Below are 18,324 nucleotides of genomic sequence, written 5' to 3'. Positions count from 1 at the left end.
GTGAGAACATTACGGATTGGCATTGTCGGGTTAGGGGGTATTGCGCAGAAGGCCTGGCTGCCGGTATTAACCAACACCGCCGAATGGACGTTACAGGGCGCCTGGTCTCCTTCGCGGGATAAAGCCTTACGTATCTGCGAAAGCTGGTGCATACCGTATGTGGATTCGCTAGCGAATTTAGCGTCCGGCTGCGATGCGGTCTTCGTCCACTCCAGTACCGCAAGCCATTATGCCGTGGTCAGCGAACTTCTCAATGCCGGCGTCCATGTCTGCGTAGATAAACCGCTGGCGGAAAATCTACGTGATGCCGAACGGCTGGTGGCGCTGGCGGCGCAAAAAAAATTGACGCTGATGGTTGGCTTTAATCGCCGTTTCGCGCCGCTGTACCGCGAACTGAAGACGCGCCTCGGCACTGCGGCGTCACTGCGTATGGATAAACATCGTACCGATAGCGTCGGGCCGCACGACTTACGTTTTACTTTGCTCGATGACTATCTGCATGTCGTGGATACCGCTCTGTGGCTGGCGGGCGGCGAGGCGCGCCTTGCCAGCGGCACGTTGCTCACCAGCGAGTCCGGCGAAATGTGCTATGCGGAACATCATTTTTCCGCCGACAAACTACAAATTACCACCAGTATGCACCGGCGCGCCGGAAGCCAGCGTGAATCGGTCCAGGCCGTCACCGACGGCGGGCTGTATGACGTGACGGATATGCGTGAATGGCGCGAAGAGCGCGGGCAGGGTATTCTCATCAAACCCATTCCGGGTTGGCAAACGACGCTTGAACAGCGTGGTTTTGTCGGATGCGCGCGGCATTTCATTGACTGCGTACAAAATCAGACGGTTCCGGAAACGGCGGGGGAACAGGCGATTTTGGCCCAGCGCGTCGTGGAGGCGCTGTGGCGGGACGCCATCAGCGAATAACCCTCTGTAACATCTGGCGGTAGTAATTCATCGTAATCCAGGTACTATACCCTCAATAATTCGAGTTGCAGAAAAGCTAACGCACATGCAGCTCGAAGTATGGCGGGTATATATGCCCACTCTACATAATACCTCTTTTCACAGTGAATAATGGCAAACCGTGGGGAGTCTGTAAGGCCTGATAAGACGTTTTAACGTCGCCGTCAGGCGCGGTGATACAGCCGGATACGGCAGAAGTTGCGTTATCCGGTCGATGGATCAGCCATGCAGGAGTTTTACGCCAGGGTCTGGAATACAAAAGAAATGAATTTATTGAAATCGCTGGCTGCCGTCAGCTCGATGACTATGTTTTCACGCGTGTTGGGCTTTGCCCGTGATGCGATTGTCGCCAGAATTTTTGGCGCAGGGATGGCGACCGACGCCTTTTTTGTGGCGTTTAAACTCCCCAATCTACTACGCCGGATCTTTGCCGAAGGCGCTTTTTCTCAGGCCTTTGTGCCTATCCTGGCGGAATATAAGAGCAAGCAGGGTGAAGAAGCGACGCGGATCTTTGTCGCTTACGTTTCCGGCCTGTTGACGCTGGCATTGGCCGTCGTGACGGTGGCCGGTATGCTGGCCGCCCCGTGGGTGATTATGGTAACCGCGCCGGGTTTTGCCGATACTGCGGATAAGTTCGCGCTGACGACGCAACTGCTGCGGATTACGTTTCCCTATATTCTGCTGATCTCGCTGGCTTCACTGGTTGGCGCCATTCTCAACACCTGGAATCGCTTCTCTATTCCCGCTTTTGCGCCGACATTTCTTAATATCAGCATGATCGGTTTTGCATTATTCGCCGCGCCATACTTTAATCCGCCGGTGCTGGCGTTAGCCTGGGCAGTCACCGTCGGCGGCGTGCTGCAACTGGTGTATCAACTTCCGTATTTGAAAAAGATCGGTATGCTGGTGCTGCCGCGCATTAACTTTCGCGACACCGGGGCGATGCGGGTAGTCAAACAGATGGGGCCGGCGATTTTGGGCGTTTCCGTCAGTCAGATCTCCCTTATCATCAATACCATTTTCGCCTCGTTTCTGGCCTCCGGCTCGGTCTCATGGATGTACTATGCCGATCGGTTGATGGAGTTCCCGTCCGGCGTGCTGGGCGTGGCGTTGGGGACCATCCTGTTGCCGTCATTGTCGAAAAGCTTTGCCAGCGGCAATCATGATGAGTACTGCCGCCTGATGGACTGGGGGCTGCGTTTGTGCTTTTTACTGGCGTTGCCGAGCGCGGTAGCGTTAGGCATTCTGGCGAAGCCGCTGACGGTCTCGCTGTTTCAGTACGGTAAATTCACCGCCTTTGATGCGGCGATGACGCAGCGGGCGTTAATCGCCTATTCGGTGGGGCTGATTGGCTTGATCGTCGTAAAAGTGCTGGCCCCGGGCTTCTATTCTCGCCAGGATATTAAAACGCCGGTGAAAATCGCCATCGTGACGTTAATCATGACGCAGTTAATGAACCTGGCGTTTATTGGACCGCTGAAACACGCCGGGCTGTCGCTCTCTATTGGTTTGGCGGCATGTCTCAATGCGTCGCTGCTGTACTGGCAACTGCGCAAACAGAATATCTTTACGCCACAACCGGGTTGGATGTGGTTCCTGATGCGTCTGATCATTTCCGTACTGGTGATGGCCGCCGTATTGTTCGGCGTGTTGCATATTATGCCGGAGTGGTCGCAAGGGTCGATGTTATGGCGTTTGCTGCGTTTGATGGCGGTAGTGATCGCGGGTATCGCGGCCTATTTCGCCGCGCTTGCCGTGCTGGGCTTTAAAATGAAAGAGTTTGTTCGCCGGACGGCGTAAATTCAGTGCCTGATAGCGCTGTGCTATCAGGCCTACAAGGCATTCAGGCCGGAAAGGCGCAACGTCGCCATCCGGCAATGATTAGATAGAAATTTTTTTACCGCCGCGGTGAGAGACGGAAGTCTGACCGTCAGCCCCGTACAAGGTCGGCTCCTGGTGAGGTTTCAGCACCTCCAGCGCCTGTTGATTACGCTCGATTTGCCCTTCCAGCAGCCAGCCGTTGTGCTGGTTGAGGTCGCGAAGATGCTGCGTTTTTTCGGTAATCGCCTGCCAGCGCTCTGCAATGTCATCGTTTGCGCTACGCTGCGCATTCTGCTCCAGACGGCGCTGTTGTTCCAGATAATCCAGCGTCGCCAGCAACGAGCTTTTTTCTTCTGTAATACGCTGTAGCTGGCTGCCGTTAATCTGGCCTACGGAAAGCTGTTGTTGCTCGGCGTCCATCACCGTCTTCAGGTCATTCAGGACGGTGGTCATCTGGTCAAGTATTTCTGACAAACGAGTCATACGCTTATTTACTCTGTAAGTAGCTCTGCGCCTCGCGAATGAGCGAGTCTGCTATTTTTCCCGTATCCATTTTTAACTCACCGTTACGGATAGCCGTTTTTAATGCTTCGACGCGTTCCATATTAATGTCGCTGACGCCTGGCTGCATGAGCTTCGCTTGCGCGTCGCTTAACGTTACGCTGGCGCTCGTCGCGGCGGACGTTTTTTCCTGACGCGTTTTTTGTACCGGCGTGTCGCTGGTTTCGCGCGTCTGGACAGTGCTAACGGGTTTCAAAGGTGAGGTACGGTCAATGCTCATTTATTTATCCTCATCGAGGGTTACGTTGTAGCGGCCAGCTACCATCATGGTTGAATATCTCATCGGCAGCCGCGACAAAATCTTTACACAATTATAGGTTAATAAGAATATTCCCATCAGAATCGACGGTTCCACTCACGATTTGACCCGATGTCATGCGTACGCGCGCATTTTGCGCGACGGCGGCATTATTCATCGCCTGACCTTCCGCATTGACGCTAAACCCCTCGCCATTGGCGATGACCTGTACTCGTTGACCCGCTTTGACGCGCCAGGCCTGACGTATCATCGTAAGCTGTACCGGCTGCCCGGGAGCGAGATCGCGCAAACTGACGGCATCCTGAATCTGACGGATATCCAGTACCGTCCGCGGCGGTAACTGATCCAGCCTGCCACGTTTTAGCGTGACGTTGGCCGACGTCAATTTTCCGCCGCGCGCGACGGGCGCGGCAACGGCGACATAATTGCCGGTCGCTTGCACATTCACCTGCAAATAACGTTTTTCATTGGCGCAGCGCGCCACCACATTGACGTTGCCCCACAGCTTCGCGCTGCCCGTCATGCTGAAGGCTGGTTGCTCGCAGCTCGGCAGCAGATTGGGCGGTGAACGGAGCGTGACAACCACCTCGTCGCTGAAGCCAGCCAGACGCTGGGAAAACCAAGTAGTCAATTGGGCGTTGATGTCCTGCGCCATTGTCAGGGGGCTGAACAGCAAAGCCGCCATGGCGAATCCTCGTTTTAACGTTTGCATGGTACTTCCCCCTGGTTGATGTCATGACAGGATTCTACCCGTGTGAAGCAAGCATCAACGCAATAAATAGCGACGCATTTTGCGTTTATTCCGGCGATAACGCGCGCGTGAAGGCATTTAAGCTGTCGGCTGAATTTTGCCATTTGCGGAGGAGATATGCTCGACAGGCTCGATGCCGCCTTACGATTTCAGCAGGAAGCGCTAAATCTGCGCGCGCAACGTCAGGAAATATTAGCGGCGAATATCGCCAATGCCGATACGCCGGGGTATCAGGCGCGCGATATTGATTTTGCCAGTGAGTTAAAAAAGGTGATGGTGCGTGGACGGGAAGAAACCGGCGGCGTCGCGTTAACGTTGACTTCCTCTCACCATATTCCCGCCCAGGCGGTCTCTTCTCCCGCAGTGGATCTGCTTTACCGCGTACCCGATCAGCCTTCTTTGGATGGTAACACCGTAGATATGGACAGGGAACGTACGCAGTTTGCGGATAACAGTCTCAAATATCAGATGGGGCTTACCGTTCTGGGTAGCCAACTCAAAGGCATGATGAATGTGCTACAGGGAGGAAACTAATTCGTGGCGCTGTTAAACATTTTTGATATTGCCGGATCGGCGCTTGCCGCGCAGTCCAAGCGGCTGAACGTTGCGGCCAGTAACCTGGCGAATGCGGATAGCGTCACCGGCCCGGACGGACAGCCTTATCGCGCCAAACAGGTGGTTTTTCAGGTGGATGCCGCGCCGGGTCAAGCCACTGGCGGGGTAAAGGTCGCCAGCGTGATTGAAAGTCAGGCACCGGAAAAGCTGGTTTATGAGCCAGGCAACCCGCTGGCGGACGCTAATGGTTACGTCAAAATGCCCAACGTCGATGTGGTCGGCGAAATGGTCAACACGATGTCAGCCTCGCGCAGCTATCAGGCAAATATCGAAGTCCTGAATACCGTAAAAAGCATGATGCTTAAAACGCTGACATTAGGCCAGTAAAGGAGGCGCGTATGTCTATTGCCGTAAATATGAATGACCCGACCAACACGGGCGTCAAAACGACGACCGGCAGCGGGTCGATGACCGGAAGCAACGCTGCCGATCTGCAAAGCAGTTTCCTGACCTTACTGGTCGCGCAATTGAAGAACCAGGACCCGACTAACCCATTACAAAATAATGAGTTAACGACGCAGTTGGCGCAAATCAGTACCGTGAGCGGCATTGAAAAACTGAATACGACGCTGGGGGCTATTTCCGGGCAAATCGATAATAGTCAGTCCCTACAGGCGACCACGCTGATTGGACATGGCGTTATGGTGCCTGGCACCACAATTCTGGCGGGTAAAGGCGCGGAAGAAGGGGCCGTGACGTCCACGACGCCGTTTGGCGTGGAATTGCAACAGCCTGCGGACAAAGTGACGGCAACCATTACCGATAAAGATGGCCGGGTGGTACGGACGCTGGAGATCGGTGAGTTGCGAGCCGGGGTACACACCTTTACCTGGGATGGTAAGCAAACGGACGGAACAACGGTACCGAATGGTTCTTACAACATTGCGATTACCGCCAGCAATGGCGGAACGCAACTGGTGGCGCAGCCGCTGCAATTCGCTCTGGTACAGGGCGTGACGAAGGGCAGTAACGGCAACCTGTTGGATCTGGGTACCTACGGCACCACCACACTCGACGAAGTTCGGCAAATAATCTAAGCCCTTACACTTATCAGGAGTCAGTCATGTCTTTTTCTCAAGCGGTTAGCGGCCTGAACGCTGCGGCCACCAACCTTGATGTTATCGGTAATAACATCGCCAACTCCGCCACCTATGGCTTTAAGTCCGGTACGGCATCATTTGCCGATATGTTCGCCGGTTCCAAAGTGGGGCTGGGCGTAAAAGTGGCGGGGATTACCCAGGATTTTACCGACGGTACGACAACGAACACCGGGCGCGGGCTGGATGTCGCGATTAGCCAGAACGGTTTTTTCCGCCTGGTAGACAGCAACGGTTCCGTGTTCTATAGCCGCAACGGCCAGTTCAAACTGGACGAGAACCGTAACCTGGTCAATATGCAGGGGATGCAGTTGACCGGCTATCCGGCCACCGGTACGCCGCCGACCATTCAGCAGGGGGCGAATCCTGCGCCGATCACCATTCCGAACACGCTGATGGCGGCGAAATCGACCACCACCGCGTCAATGCAGGTGAATCTGAACTCAACGGACCCTGCGCCGTCTAAAACGCCCTTTAGCGTGAGTGATGCGGACTCGTATAACAAAAAAGGCACCGTCACCGTTTATGACAGCCAGGGTAATGCCCATGATATGAACGTCTATTTCGTTAAAAGCTCTACCAAAGATAATGAATGGGCCGTGTACACCCATGACAGCAGCGATCCTGCAGCCACTGCGCCAACGACGCCATCTACAACGCTGGAGTTCGATAAAAGCGGAATACTGCAATCTGGTGGTACGGTTAGGATCACCACCGGTGAGATTAATGGCGCCACGCCTGCGAACTTCTCCCTCAGCTTCCTTAACTCCATGCAGCAGAACACCGGGGCTAATAACATCGTCGCCACCAATCAAAACGGCTATAAGCCTGGCGACCTGGTGAGCTACCAGATTAACAACGACGGCACCGTAGTTGGCAACTACTCCAACGAGCAGGAGCAGGTGCTGGGGCAGATTGTGCTGGCTAACTTCGCCAATAACGAAGGTCTGGCATCCCAGGGCGATAACGTCTGGGCGGCGACGCAGGCTTCCGGGGTAGCGCTGCTGGGGACTGCCGGTTCCGGCAACTTCGGTAAGCTGACGAACGGCGCGCTGGAAGCCTCTAACGTGGATTTGAGTAAAGAGCTGGTGAATATGATCGTCGCGCAGCGTAACTACCAGTCGAATGCGCAGACCATCAAAACCCAGGACCAGATCCTCAATACGCTGGTTAACCTGCGCTAAGCGCCTGACGGGATAGCTTAATGGATCACGCAATTTATACCGCCATGGGGGCGGCCAGCCAGACGCTTAACCAGCAGGCGGTAACGGCCAGCAACCTGGCTAATGCCTCGACGCCGGGCTTTCGCGCGCAGCTTAACGCGTTACGCGCGGTGCCTGTTGATGGCCTCTCTTTAGCAACGCGCACGCTGGTTACGGCGTCGACGCCCGGGGCGGATATGACCCCGGGTCAGTTGGACTACACCTCCCGTCCGCTGGATGTCGCGTTACAGCAGGACGGCTGGCTGGTGGTGCAAGCGGCGGATGGCGCTGAAGGATATACCCGTAACGGGAATATCCAGGTGGGCCCGACCGGGCAGTTAACCATTCAGGGACATCCGGTTATCGGCGAAGGCGGACCGATTACCGTTCCTGAAGGGTCGGAAATCACCATTGCGGCAGACGGCACGATCTCCGCGCTCAATCCCGGCGACCCGCCAAACACGGTGGCGCCCGTTGGGCGACTGAAGCTGGTCAAAGCGGAAGGCAATGAGGTGCAGCGGAGCGATGACGGTTTATTCCGCCTTACCGCCGAGGCACAGGCTGAACGCGGGGCGGTACTGGCCGCCGACCCGTCAATTCGCATTATGTCGGGCGTGCTGGAGGGCAGTAACGTCAAGCCGGTTGAAGCCATGACCGACATGATCGCCAACGCACGTCGTTTTGAAATGCAGATGAAGGTTATCACCAGCGTAGATGAGAACGAAGGGCGAGCTAACCAACTGCTGTCGATGAGTTAATACAGGACATTTTATGATCAGTTCATTATGGATCGCCAAAACCGGTCTGGACGCGCAGCAAACCAATATGGATGTGATTGCCAATAACCTGGCAAACGTCAGCACCAATGGTTTTAAGCGTCAGCGCGCGGTATTTGAAGATCTGTTGTATCAGACCATCCGCCAGCCGGGCGCGCAGTCGTCCGAGCAGACGACGCTGCCTTCCGGGCTGCAAATCGGTACCGGCGTGCGTCCGGTCGCCACGGAGCGCCTGCACAGTCAGGGGAACCTGTCGCAGACCAACAACAGTAAAGATGTGGCGATTAAAGGGCAGGGCTTTTTCCAGGTCATGCTGCCGGATGGTACGTCTGCCTATACCCGCGACGGCTCTTTCCAGGTGGATCAGAATGGTCAACTGGTGACGGCGGGCGGTTTTCAGGTGCAGCCGGCAATCACCATTCCGGCCAACGCGTTAAGCATCACGATTGGCCGCGACGGCGTGGTCAGCGTTACCCAGCAGGGGCAGGCCGCGCCGGTTCAGGTCGGGCAGCTTAACCTGACCACCTTTATGAACGACACCGGTCTGGAAAGCATCGGCGAGAACCTCTATATCGAAACGCAATCGTCCGGCGCGCCGAACGAAAGCACGCCGGGGCTCAACGGCGCGGGGTTGTTGTATCAAGGGTATGTCGAAACGTCGAACGTTAACGTGGCGGAAGAGCTGGTGAACATGATTCAGGTTCAACGCGCCTATGAAATTAACAGTAAAGCAGTATCGACGACCGATCAGATGCTGCAGAAACTGACGCAACTCTAAGGGGCCGCCGGTGGGGGATACGCCACCGGCTCCCTGATTTTGAAGATGAAGGTAATGCAAAAATACGCGCTTCACGCTTACCCAGTTATGGCCCTGATGGTCGCGACGCTGACAGGATGCGCCTGGATACCCGCTAAACCGCTCGTGCAGGGGGCGACCACGGCGCAGCCGATACCTGGCCCGGTACCGGTGGCGAATGGCTCCATATTTCAGTCTGCGCAGCCGATTAATTATGGCTATCAGCCGCTTTTTGAAGATCGTCGACCGCGTAATATCGGCGATACGCTCACGATTGTGTTACAGGAAAACGTCAGCGCCAGTAAAAGCTCGTCGGCAAATGCCAGCCGCGACGGCAAAACCAGCTTTGGTTTTGATACGGTACCGCGTTATCTGCAGGGATTATTCGGTAATTCCCGCGCGGATATGGAGGCCTCCGGCGGCAACTCTTTTAATGGTAAAGGCGGCGCGAATGCCAGCAATACCTTTAGCGGCACGCTGACCGTGACCGTCGATCAGGTTCTGGCCAATGGCAATTTACACGTCGTGGGGGAAAAACAGATCGCGATTAATCAGGGAACGGAATTCATCCGCTTCTCCGGCGTGGTAAATCCACGCACCATCAGCGGCAGCAACTCCGTTCCCTCGACACAGGTGGCGGATGCGCGGATTGAATATGTCGGGAACGGCTATATTAACGAAGCGCAAAATATGGGCTGGCTGCAACGTTTCTTCCTTAATTTGTCGCCGATGTAAGCGAGGTGTATGTGTTTAAAGCTCTTGCAGGAATCGTTCTGGCACTGGTTGCCACTCTGGCGCATGCCGAGCGTATCCGGGATCTGACCAGTGTCCAGGGAGTACGGGAAAACTCGCTGATCGGCTACGGGCTGGTGGTCGGGCTGGACGGTACGGGCGACCAGACGACCCAGACGCCATTTACCACCCAGACGCTGAATAACATGCTGTCACAACTGGGGATTACGGTCCCCACCGGCACCAACATGCAGTTGAAAAACGTGGCGGCGGTGATGGTGACGGCGTCGTATCCGCCTTTTGCGCGACAGGGACAAACGATCGATGTCGTCGTTTCCTCAATGGGGAACGCTAAAAGTCTGCGTGGCGGGACGTTATTAATGACGCCGTTAAAAGGGGTGGACAGCCAGGTGTATGCTTTGGCGCAGGGCAATATTCTGGTCGGTGGCGCGGGCGCTTCCGCAGGCGGCAGTAGCGTGCAGGTTAACCAGCTTAATGGCGGACGCATCACTAACGGCGCGATTATCGAACGCGAGTTGCCGACTCAGTTCGGCGCTGGCAACACCATTAATCTGCAATTGAACGACGAAGATTTTACGATGGCGCAGCAAATTACCGACGCCATTAACCGCGCCCGCGGTTACGGCAGCGCCACTGCGCTTGATGCGCGAACGGTACAGGTGCGCGTGCCCAGCGGCAACAGCTCGCAGGTGCGTTTTCTGGCGGACATTCAAAATATGGAAGTCAACGTGACGCCGCAGGATGCAAAAGTCGTGATCAACTCGCGTACCGGTTCGGTGGTCATGAATCGGGAAGTCACGCTGGATAGCTGCGCTGTGGCGCAGGGCAATTTGTCAGTGACAGTCAATCGTCAGCTCAACGTCAACCAGCCGAATACGCCATTTGGCGGCGGGCAGACCGTGGTGACGCCACAGACTCAGATAGATTTGCGTCAGAGCGGCGGATCGCTACAGAGCGTGCGTTCCAGCGCCAATCTGAACAGCGTAGTGCGTGCGCTGAATGCGCTTGGCGCGACGCCGATGGACCTGATGTCGATTTTGCAGTCCATGCAGAGCGCGGGCTGTCTACGCGCCAAACTGGAAATCATCTGATGATCGGAGACGGTAAATTGCTGGCCAGCGCGGCCTGGGATGCGCAATCTCTGAACGAACTGAAAGCGAAAGCGGGCCAGGACCCGGCGGCGAATATCCGTCCTGTGGCCCGTCAGGTGGAAGGGATGTTTGTGCAGATGATGCTGAAAAGTATGCGCGAGGCTTTACCCAAAGATGGTTTATTCAGCAGCGATCAGACGCGTCTGTATACCAGCATGTATGACCAACAGATCGCCCAGCAGATGACCGCCGGTAAGGGATTGGGGCTGGCGGATATGATGGTTAAACAGATGACGGGCGGGCAGACGATGCCTGCAGATGATGCGCCGCAAGTACCGCTTAAATTCTCCCTGGAGACGGTAAACAGCTATCAAAATCAGGCGCTGACCCAACTGGTGCGCAAAGCCATACCGAAAACGCCGGACAGCAGCGATGCGCCGCTCTCCGGCGACAGTAAAGACTTTCTGGCCCGGCTTTCGCTCCCGGCGAGACTGGCCAGCGAACAAAGCGGGGTGCCGCATCATCTGATTCTGGCGCAGGCGGCGCTGGAGTCCGGCTGGGGGCAGCGGCAAATCCTGCGGGAGAATGGCGAACCCAGCTATAACGTATTTGGCGTGAAAGCGACCGCCAGTTGGAAAGGGCCGGTGACGGAAATCACCACCACTGAATACGAAAATGGCGAAGCGAAAAAAGTGAAAGCGAAATTCCGCGTCTATAACTCGTATCTGGAGGCGTTATCGGATTATGTCGCGCTGTTAACGCGTAACCCACGCTACGCTGCCGTGACCACTGCCGCCACGGCAGAGCAAGGCGCAGTGGCCCTGCAAAACGCCGGATACGCCACTGACCCGAATTACGCGCGTAAATTGACCAGCATGATTCAGCAGTTGAAAGCGATGAGTGAAAAGGTCAGCAAAACCTACAGCGCGAATCTCGACAATCTCTTTTAAATTGCTCAAGTCCACGTAGTCGCTGCCGATAACAACGAGTATTGAAGGATTAAAAGGAACCATCATGTCCAGCTTGATTAATCACGCCATGAGCGGACTTAACGCCGCGCAGGCCGCGTTAAATACGGTCAGTAATAACATCAACAATTATAACGTTGCGGGTTATACCCGGCAGACAACTATTCTGGCGCAGGCAAACAGTACGTTAGGGGCTGGCGGCTGGATAGGTAATGGCGTTTACGTTTCAGGCGTACAGCGCGAATATGATGCGTTTATCACTAATCAGCTACGCGGCGCGCAAAACCAGAGCAGCGGCTTGACCACGCGCTATGAACAGATGTCGAAAATCGACAACCTGCTGGCCGATAAATCCAGCTCACTGTCTGGTTCGTTGCAGAGTTTTTTTACCAGCCTGCAAACGTTAGTCAGTAATGCGGAAGATCCTGCGGCGCGTCAGGCGCTGATTGGTAAAGCGGAAGGGCTGGTAAACCAGTTCAAAACCACCGATCAGTATCTGCGCGATCAGGATAAACAGGTCAATATCGCGATTGGCTCCAGCGTGGCGCAAATCAACAATTACGCGAAGCAGATAGCTAACCTGAACGATCAAATCTCCCGTATGACGGGCGTAGGCGCGGGCGCATCGCCGAACGACCTGCTCGATCAGCGTGATCAGTTGGTCAGCGAGCTTAACAAGATCGTTGGCGTCGAGGTGAGTGTACAGGACGGCGGCACCTATAACCTGACGATGGCCAATGGCTATACGCTGGTGCAGGGGTCGACGGCGCGTCAGTTGGCGGCGGTTCCCTCCAGCGCCGACCCGACGCGAACGACTGTCGCTTATGTCGATGAGGCCGCCGGTAACATCGAAATTCCGGAAAAGTTGCTGAACACCGGTTCGCTCGGCGGGCTACTGACGTTCCGTTCTCAGGATCTGGATCAGACTCGTAATACGCTGGGCCAGTTGGCGTTGGCGTTTGCCGATGCGTTTAACGCGCAGCATACCAAAGGTTATGACGCCGACGGCAATAAAGGGAAAGACTTCTTTAGCATTGGCTCGCCGGTGGTATATAGCAACAGTAATAATGCCGATAAAACGGTATCGCTAACCGCTAAGGTGGTCGACAGCACGAAGGTTCAGGCGACGGATTATAAGATTGTTTTTGACGGTACAGACTGGCAGGTTACTCGCACTGCGGATAACACCACCTTCACGGCGACAAAAGATGCTGACGGAAAACTGGAGATTGACGGTCTGAAAGTGACGGTAGGGACCGGCGCACAGAAAAACGACAGTTTTCTTCTCAAGCCGGTCAGCAATGCTATCGTCGACATGAACGTTAAAGTGACGAATGAAGCCGAGATTGCGATGGCGTCTGAGTCAAAACTCGATCCTGACGTGGATACCGGCGACAGCGATAACCGCAATGGTCAGGCATTGCTGGACTTACAAAACAGCAATGTAGTGGGCGGCAACAAAACTTTTAACGATGCTTACGCCACGTTGGTCAGCGATGTGGGTAACAAAACGTCAACGCTGAAAACCAGCAGCACCACGCAGGCGAATGTGGTTAAACAGCTTTATAAACAGCAACAGTCGGTTTCCGGCGTTAACCTCGACGAAGAGTACGGCAATTTGCAGCGTTATCAGCAGTATTATCTGGCGAATGCGCAAGTATTGCAGACCGCGAATGCGCTGTTTGATGCGTTATTGAATATTCGCTAAAGGAGAAGGATGACATGCGTATCAGTACCCAGATGATGTACGAACAAAATATGAGCGGCATCACTAATTCTCAGGCCGAATGGATGAAGCTGGGCGAGCAGATGTCTACCGGTAAGCGCGTTACCAACCCATCTGACGATCCGATCGCCGCGTCGCAGGCGGTAGTACTCTCTCAGGCGCAGGCGCAGAATAGCCAGTACGCCCTGGCGCGTACGTTTGCCACCCAAAAAGTGTCGCTGGAAGAAAGCGTACTCAGTCAGGTGACGACGGCGATTCAAACCGTGCAGGAAAAAATCGTCTATGCCGGAAACGGCACGTTAAGCGACGATGACCGCGCGTCGCTGGCGACGGATTTACAGGGGATCCGCGATCAGCTGATGAACCTGGCAAACAGCACTGACGGCAATGGTCGCTATATCTTTGCCGGGTATAAAACGGAAGCGGCGCCATTCGACCAGGCGACAGGTGGTTATCATGGCGGCGAGAAAAGTGTTACCCAGCAGGTGGATTCCGCACGCACGATGGTAATTGGCCATACGGGAGCGCAAATTTTTAATAGCATCACCAGCAATGCGGTGCCGGAACCGGATGGCTCGGACTCCGAAAAGAATCTGTTTGTCATGCTCGATACGGCAATTGCCGCGCTCAAGACCCCGGTGGAAGGCAATGACGTGGAAAAAGAAAAGGCCGCTGCCGCCATTGATAAAACTAATCGCGGCTTAAAAAATTCGCTTAATAACGTCCTGACCGTTCGTGCGGAACTGGGAACGCAACTGAGTGAACTCAGTACGCTGGATTCACTGGGAAGCGACCGTGCGCTGGGACAGAAGTTGCAGATGAGCAACCTGGTAGATGTGGACTGGAACTCGGTCATTTCCTCCTACGTCATGCAACAGGCGGCATTACAGGCGTCCTATAAAACGTTTACCGACATGCAGGGAATGTCGCTTTTCCAGTTGAACCGGTAACGCCTCTTTTTGAAACATATCACGAAACTGGATATGTTTTGTCTGCCCGCGCCATCCACCCCGGCGCGGGCATTTTTTAGTCGTCATTGAGTTAGTGGTCATATTGTCGCGCCCGTAGCGACGCCATCCGTACGTATTATCCCGCCCAATCTCATAAACGCCTGGAGTGACTAAAAGACGCCATGGGGTGAGGCATCGCCCTGTAAGAGGCATAAAAAAAAGCCGACCTGGCGGTCGGCTTTGTATCAGCATTTACATCATTCTACCGGCTGTGGTCGTGTTGCCGGGGCGCTGGCGTGACGTGTGGCGCTGTGTCCGCCTGCTGCGCCTTTACCTTCAAAGTGGAAGGAAGGGCGCTGCCAGTCGCTATGGTGCGGGGTTTCCGGCACATATTCCGGCGCTGGCGCACGCGTCATCGGCGCGCTGGCGTGATTATGATCGTCGTCAACGCAGACAACGTCCTGCGGCTTTTCCACCACCTGGGCCGGTGCGATAACGGTTTCTTCTGCCGTGTGCTCCACAACAGCCGCTTCCGCTTTTGTCTCTTCTTCTGGCTCGACAACGACAACATCAGCTACGTCTTCAGCCACTGTAATGGACGCGTCGGCGGTTTCTGCTACCGGTTCGGCGTCAGCAATAACCTCTTGCGCCACCGGCGTATCGCTTTCGGCAATCAGTTGCGGCTGTTCATCAACCGGCGCGGCAATCACTTCCGGATGCGTTGTCTCGACCTCGACGACTTCCGGCGCCTGTGGTTCGGCGACAGTCTGCGGCTCAACGGCAACGTTTTCTACCGCCTGTACCGACGCTTGTGGTTCGAGCGCTACGGTCGCAGCGATAACCTGCTGTTCAGCGACAACCGGTTGTGGCAGCGCCAGATCTGCTTCACGCTGCTCGTCAACAACCTGCGTTTCCTGAGGACGGACAATCGGGTAGCGGATCCAGACTTTACCGGACGCCATTTCCGGCGACGCGCAGGCGACGGTTAGCGGCATCGGCGATTGTGTCGGGTAGCGCTCGTCACGATAGCGACGGCGACGCTGACCGCTTACGCGCAGGTGGCGCGGAGAACGGCGGGAGCGACGCGGCATACCGGTATTATCGCGAGGTTCTACGCTATCATCCTGCTCCGGCGCGATATCGGCGACGACAGGTAAATCAACTTTCGCCAACTCGGTACGCGGCGCTGGAACGGGCTGTTCAACGTTTTCAACCGGGCGTGGTTCGTCGACGACGACCGGCGTGTCAACCGTTTCAACCACTGCGCTGTTGGTAAAGCGGACTTTCTGATTAAGCTGGCGCTGCTTGCGGCGCGGCTGAACCTGCTGAACGCGTTCTTCCTGCTCGGTCTCCTGGACAGGTTGTTCTTCGCGGTTAAGCGCTTTTACTTCCTGCTGCGCCTGGCGCTTGTCATCATTGCGGCGGCGGCTGCGTTCGCGACGCGGCGTCTGTTGCTGCTCATCGCCAGTTTTCACTTTTTCCGCCGTTTCCTGCTGGCGGGTATCGCGCGTTTCCGCATTTTGCTGCTGCGCCTGGCGACGGTTACGACGATTATCGTCGCGGCTCTCGCCGCCGTCACGTCCGGCACGGTTATCACGGGTGTCGCGGCGTTCGTTACGATCGCGACGGTTGTTCTGCCGTGGCTTGCGACGATCCTGCTGACGCTCCGCTTTTTCTTCCGCTTTCGGCGCGGCTGTTTCGACGGCTTTCGTTTCTTCACCGCTGAACAGTTGTTTCAGCGCGTTAAGGAAGCGGCTAAACAGACCCGGCTGGGCAGGCTGCGCGGCGGCAACATTATCCTTTTTCGCCGTGGCGACGCTAACCGCCGGTTCTACAGGCGTCGGCGCCGGAGGCACATCTGGCATAGCGAATGTCGCCAGCGCAGGCTGTTCCGGGCGTTTACGCTCGGCGTACTCTTCTTCAGAAGGCAGCGCCATCGCTTCTTCGTGCAGCTTCGGCAGCATGTAGCTCAGGGTCGGCGTTTCTTCCCCTTTGCGTACGCGCAGCACGGAATAGTGCGGCGTTTCCATCTGATCGTTCGGGACGATGACACAGCGGACGCCATCCTGACGCGTCTCAATAGCGTTAACTGCCGTCCGTTTTTCGTTAAGCAGATAAGAGGCGATCGGCACCGGAACAATGGCATGGACTTCCTGCGTATTCTCTTTCAGCGCTTCTTCTTCAATCAGGCGCAGAATGGACAGCGACAGAGATTCGTTATCGCGCACGGTGCCGGTACCGCTACAGCGCGGACACACGTGATGGCTGGATTCGCCCAGCGACGGGCTCAGGCGCTGACGCGACATTTCGAGCAGGCCGAAGCGGGAAATATGGCTAATCTGAATACGCGCCCGGTCCTGACGCACCGCTTCACGCAGACGGTTTTCTACCGCGCGCTGGTGACGTACCGGCGTCATATCGATAAAGTCGATAACGATCAGGCCGCCCAGGTCGCGCAGACGCAACTGGCGGGCAATCTCATCGGCCGCTTCCAGGTTGGTATTAAACGCGGTTTCTTCGATATCGCCGCCGCGAGTCGCGCGGGCGGAGTTGATATCGATGGCGGTTAACGCTTCGGTACTGTCAATGACGATAGAGCCGCCGGAGGGCAGGCGCACTTCACGCTGGAACGCTGACTCGATCTGCGATTCGATCTGGTAATGGCTGAACAACGGGATTTCACCGGTGTACAGCTTAATTTTGCTGCTAAAATCCGGGCGGCCCAACGCGGCGATATGCTGACGCGCCATTTCCATCACTTTTGGATTGTCGATCAGGATTTCACCGATATCCTGACGCAGATAGTCGCGAAACGCGCGTACGATGACGTTGCTTTCCTGATGGATCAGGAACGGCGCGGGACGGCTTTCAGCGGCTTTCTGAATGGCTTCCCAGTGTTTCAGGCGGAAGCTTAAATCCCACTGCAACGCTTCGGCGGATTTACCCACGCCCGCGGTACGTACGATAAGCCCCATCCCTTCAGGAAGTTCCAGGCTGGCCAACGCTTCTTTTAACTCGGTACGATCGTCGCCTTCAATGCGACGGGAAATACCACCCGCGCGCGGGTTATTCGGCATCAGCACCAGGTAGCTGCCCGCCAGACTGATAAAGGTGGTTAACGCCGCGCCTTTGTTGCCGCGCTCTTCTTTATCGATTTGAACAATGACTTCCTGGCCTTCGCGTAACACGTCTTTAATGTTCGGGCGACCATGAGCGCTGTAGTTAGCGGGGAAATATTCGCGGGCAATTTCTTTTAACGGGAGGAAACCGTGGCGTTCTGCACCGTAATCAACAAAAGCCGCTTCCAGGCTCGGTTCAATACGGGTAATTTTGCCTTTATAGATGTTCGCTTTTTTCTGCTCGTGTCCGGGGCTTTCTATATCCAGATCGTACAGACGCTGCCCATCTACAAGGGCGACGCGCAACTCTTCCTGCTGAGTCGCGTTGATTAACATTCTTTTCATCGTAACTTACTCATTATTCTTACGTTGACGACTAAGCTGCGGGCATGGTGACGCCTTACCGGGCATGAACCGATGGCCTCGTGACTATTTCGCGTCGCCAACCTCACGGTTATCGTCAGCTCAAAGAGGCGCAGAGTGTCGGTTGCCTGTATTTCATACGGAAACACAGCGCAATTATCAGGGAAGCAGCCTGGGCATTACTCTCCAGAGAAGATCCTATCTACCGGTAAGGACTGCAACCCGCAGCCCGCTAACTGTCTGAAAAATCAATACGTCTTACGCCATTGCTGCGTTGATGATCGGTCAGACAAAATGGGTTATTCCGCTAAACTTTTTGTTTTAACAAGTTTCGGTGCGGAAACCGCATCATTATTCCACTGCTAACCTTGTTATAGCAAGATGACTTTTACCATTTATCACCCGCTTACTCACAGTTTTTTCACCAGCGCGAGCCAATCGCTTTAATAACCAGCAAAACCGCAGTGAAAAATGTTCAACCACTGGCGTAGACGTCTCTATAAGCATAGAAAA

17 protein-coding genes are annotated in these 18,324 nt (G+C 55.3%); 13 read left to right on the top strand and 4 right to left on the bottom strand.

What is annotated here, in order from left to right; all coding sequences use genetic code 11:
- On the top strand, window positions 1-924 hold the full coding sequence (locus ABVN36_RS09405) for a Gfo/Idh/MocA family protein (protein ID WP_023138616.1): 924 nt from the start codon (window positions 1-3) through the stop codon (window positions 922-924).
- Between the two features lie 303 nt (window positions 925-1,227).
- The gene (gene murJ / locus ABVN36_RS09400) at window positions 1,228-2,763 is read left to right on the top strand and encodes a murein biosynthesis integral membrane protein MurJ (RefSeq protein WP_033903634.1); all 1,536 of its coding nucleotides are present in this window, start codon (window positions 1,228-1,230) and stop codon (window positions 2,761-2,763) included.
- Between the two features lie 81 nt (window positions 2,764-2,844).
- Here the strand turns inward: murJ and flgN are convergent, their stop codons facing one another.
- From flgN to flgA, 3 genes are all read right to left on the bottom strand, one after another.
- Complete coding sequence (gene flgN, locus ABVN36_RS09395; RefSeq protein WP_000197547.1) at window positions 2,845-3,267, bottom strand: flagella biosynthesis chaperone FlgN; 423 nt, start codon at window positions 3,265-3,267, stop codon at window positions 2,845-2,847.
- Between the two features lie 4 nt (window positions 3,268-3,271).
- A complete protein-coding gene (flgM, locus tag ABVN36_RS09390) occupies window positions 3,272-3,565 on the bottom strand; it encodes a flagellar biosynthesis anti-sigma factor FlgM (protein ID WP_000020893.1) in 294 nt (97 codons plus the stop codon).
- Window positions 3,566-3,656: 91 nt separating this feature from the next.
- Window positions 3,657-4,316 (bottom strand): flagellar basal body P-ring formation chaperone FlgA, encoded by a 660-nt coding sequence (gene flgA, locus ABVN36_RS09385; RefSeq protein WP_023138618.1) that lies wholly within the window; start codon window positions 4,314-4,316, stop codon window positions 3,657-3,659.
- Window positions 4,317-4,472: 156 nt separating this feature from the next.
- Between flgA and flgB the strand changes: the two genes are divergently transcribed.
- The 11 genes from flgB to flgL all read left to right on the top strand — a co-directional run bounded on the left by flgB (window position 4,473) and on the right by flgL (window position 14,329).
- Complete coding sequence (gene flgB, locus ABVN36_RS09380) at window positions 4,473-4,889, top strand: flagellar basal body rod protein FlgB (protein WP_000887043.1); 417 nt, start codon at window positions 4,473-4,475, stop codon at window positions 4,887-4,889.
- Window positions 4,890-4,892: 3 nt separating this feature from the next.
- Complete coding sequence (gene flgC / locus ABVN36_RS09375) at window positions 4,893-5,297, top strand: flagellar basal body rod protein FlgC (RefSeq protein WP_001196448.1); 405 nt, start codon at window positions 4,893-4,895, stop codon at window positions 5,295-5,297.
- Between the two features lie 11 nt (window positions 5,298-5,308).
- Window positions 5,309-6,007, top strand: a complete 699-nt coding sequence (gene flgD, locus ABVN36_RS09370; protein WP_000020450.1) for a flagellar hook assembly protein FlgD — start codon at window positions 5,309-5,311, stop codon at window positions 6,005-6,007.
- Between the two features lie 26 nt (window positions 6,008-6,033).
- Window positions 6,034-7,251 (top strand): flagellar hook protein FlgE, encoded by a 1,218-nt coding sequence (flgE, locus tag ABVN36_RS09365; RefSeq protein WP_017440965.1) that lies wholly within the window; start codon window positions 6,034-6,036, stop codon window positions 7,249-7,251.
- Window positions 7,252-7,271: 20 nt separating this feature from the next.
- Complete coding sequence (locus ABVN36_RS09360; protein WP_000349278.1) at window positions 7,272-8,027, top strand: flagellar basal body rod protein FlgF; 756 nt, start codon at window positions 7,272-7,274, stop codon at window positions 8,025-8,027.
- Between the two features lie 13 nt (window positions 8,028-8,040).
- The gene (gene flgG, locus ABVN36_RS09355; protein WP_000625851.1) at window positions 8,041-8,823 is read left to right on the top strand and encodes a flagellar basal-body rod protein FlgG; all 783 of its coding nucleotides are present in this window, start codon (window positions 8,041-8,043) and stop codon (window positions 8,821-8,823) included.
- Window positions 8,824-8,877: 54 nt separating this feature from the next.
- Window positions 8,878-9,576 (top strand): flagellar basal body L-ring protein FlgH, encoded by a 699-nt coding sequence (flgH, locus tag ABVN36_RS09350; protein ID WP_001174897.1) that lies wholly within the window; start codon window positions 8,878-8,880, stop codon window positions 9,574-9,576.
- Window positions 9,577-9,587: 11 nt separating this feature from the next.
- The gene (locus tag ABVN36_RS09345) at window positions 9,588-10,685 is read left to right on the top strand and encodes a flagellar basal body P-ring protein FlgI (protein WP_001518955.1); all 1,098 of its coding nucleotides are present in this window, start codon (window positions 9,588-9,590) and stop codon (window positions 10,683-10,685) included.
- A complete protein-coding gene (flgJ, locus tag ABVN36_RS09340; protein ID WP_000578680.1) occupies window positions 10,685-11,635 on the top strand; it encodes a flagellar assembly peptidoglycan hydrolase FlgJ in 951 nt (316 codons plus the stop codon). The genes ABVN36_RS09345 and flgJ overlap by 1 nt, the downstream gene beginning before the upstream one ends.
- A gap of 64 nt (window positions 11,636-11,699) precedes the next feature.
- Window positions 11,700-13,361, top strand: a complete 1,662-nt coding sequence (gene flgK, locus ABVN36_RS09335) for a flagellar hook-associated protein FlgK (protein ID WP_000096425.1) — start codon at window positions 11,700-11,702, stop codon at window positions 13,359-13,361.
- A gap of 14 nt (window positions 13,362-13,375) precedes the next feature.
- The gene (gene flgL / locus ABVN36_RS09330) at window positions 13,376-14,329 is read left to right on the top strand and encodes a flagellar hook-associated protein FlgL (protein WP_112324607.1); all 954 of its coding nucleotides are present in this window, start codon (window positions 13,376-13,378) and stop codon (window positions 14,327-14,329) included.
- A gap of 257 nt (window positions 14,330-14,586) precedes the next feature.
- Here the strand turns inward: flgL and rne are convergent, their stop codons facing one another.
- Window positions 14,587-17,793: a ribonuclease E gene (gene rne, locus ABVN36_RS09325; RefSeq protein ID WP_023138619.1), complete on the bottom strand. Its 3,207-nt coding sequence runs from the start codon at window positions 17,791-17,793 to the stop codon at window positions 14,587-14,589.
- Between the last annotated feature and the right edge of the window lie 531 nt (window positions 17,794-18,324).

The organism is Salmonella sp. SJTUF15581, assembly GCF_043356775.1.
Classification (GTDB): Bacteria; Pseudomonadota; Gammaproteobacteria; order Enterobacterales; family Enterobacteriaceae; genus Salmonella; species Salmonella enterica.
The sequence above is the reverse complement of the archived record's forward strand: the minus strand, read 5'-3'. Positions and strand labels throughout refer to the sequence as shown.

Coding starts and splice junctions, on each gene's coding strand:
- murJ (WP_033903634.1), top strand. CDS start 1,228: ATGAATTTATTGAAATCGCTGGCTGCCGTCAGCTCGATGACTATGTTT.
- ABVN36_RS09360 (WP_000349278.1), top strand. CDS start 7,272: ATGGATCACGCAATTTATACCGCCATGGGGGCGGCCAGCCAGACGCTT.
- flgB (WP_000887043.1), top strand. CDS start 4,473: ATGCTCGACAGGCTCGATGCCGCCTTACGATTTCAGCAGGAAGCGCTA.
- flgG (WP_000625851.1), top strand. CDS start 8,041: ATGATCAGTTCATTATGGATCGCCAAAACCGGTCTGGACGCGCAGCAA.
- flgK (WP_000096425.1), top strand. CDS start 11,700: ATGTCCAGCTTGATTAATCACGCCATGAGCGGACTTAACGCCGCGCAG.
- flgE (WP_017440965.1), top strand. CDS start 6,034: ATGTCTTTTTCTCAAGCGGTTAGCGGCCTGAACGCTGCGGCCACCAAC.
- flgN (WP_000197547.1), bottom strand. CDS start 3,267: ATGACTCGTTTGTCAGAAATACTTGACCAGATGACCACCGTCCTGAAT.
- flgD (WP_000020450.1), top strand. CDS start 5,309: ATGTCTATTGCCGTAAATATGAATGACCCGACCAACACGGGCGTCAAA.
- rne (WP_023138619.1), bottom strand. CDS start 17,793: ATGAAAAGAATGTTAATCAACGCGACTCAGCAGGAAGAGTTGCGCGTC.
- flgL (WP_112324607.1), top strand. CDS start 13,376: ATGCGTATCAGTACCCAGATGATGTACGAACAAAATATGAGCGGCATC.
- flgJ (WP_000578680.1), top strand. CDS start 10,685: ATGATCGGAGACGGTAAATTGCTGGCCAGCGCGGCCTGGGATGCGCAA.
- flgA (WP_023138618.1), bottom strand. CDS start 4,316: ATGCAAACGTTAAAACGAGGATTCGCCATGGCGGCTTTGCTGTTCAGC.
- flgH (WP_001174897.1), top strand. CDS start 8,878: ATGCAAAAATACGCGCTTCACGCTTACCCAGTTATGGCCCTGATGGTC.
- flgM (WP_000020893.1), bottom strand. CDS start 3,565: ATGAGCATTGACCGTACCTCACCTTTGAAACCCGTTAGCACTGTCCAG.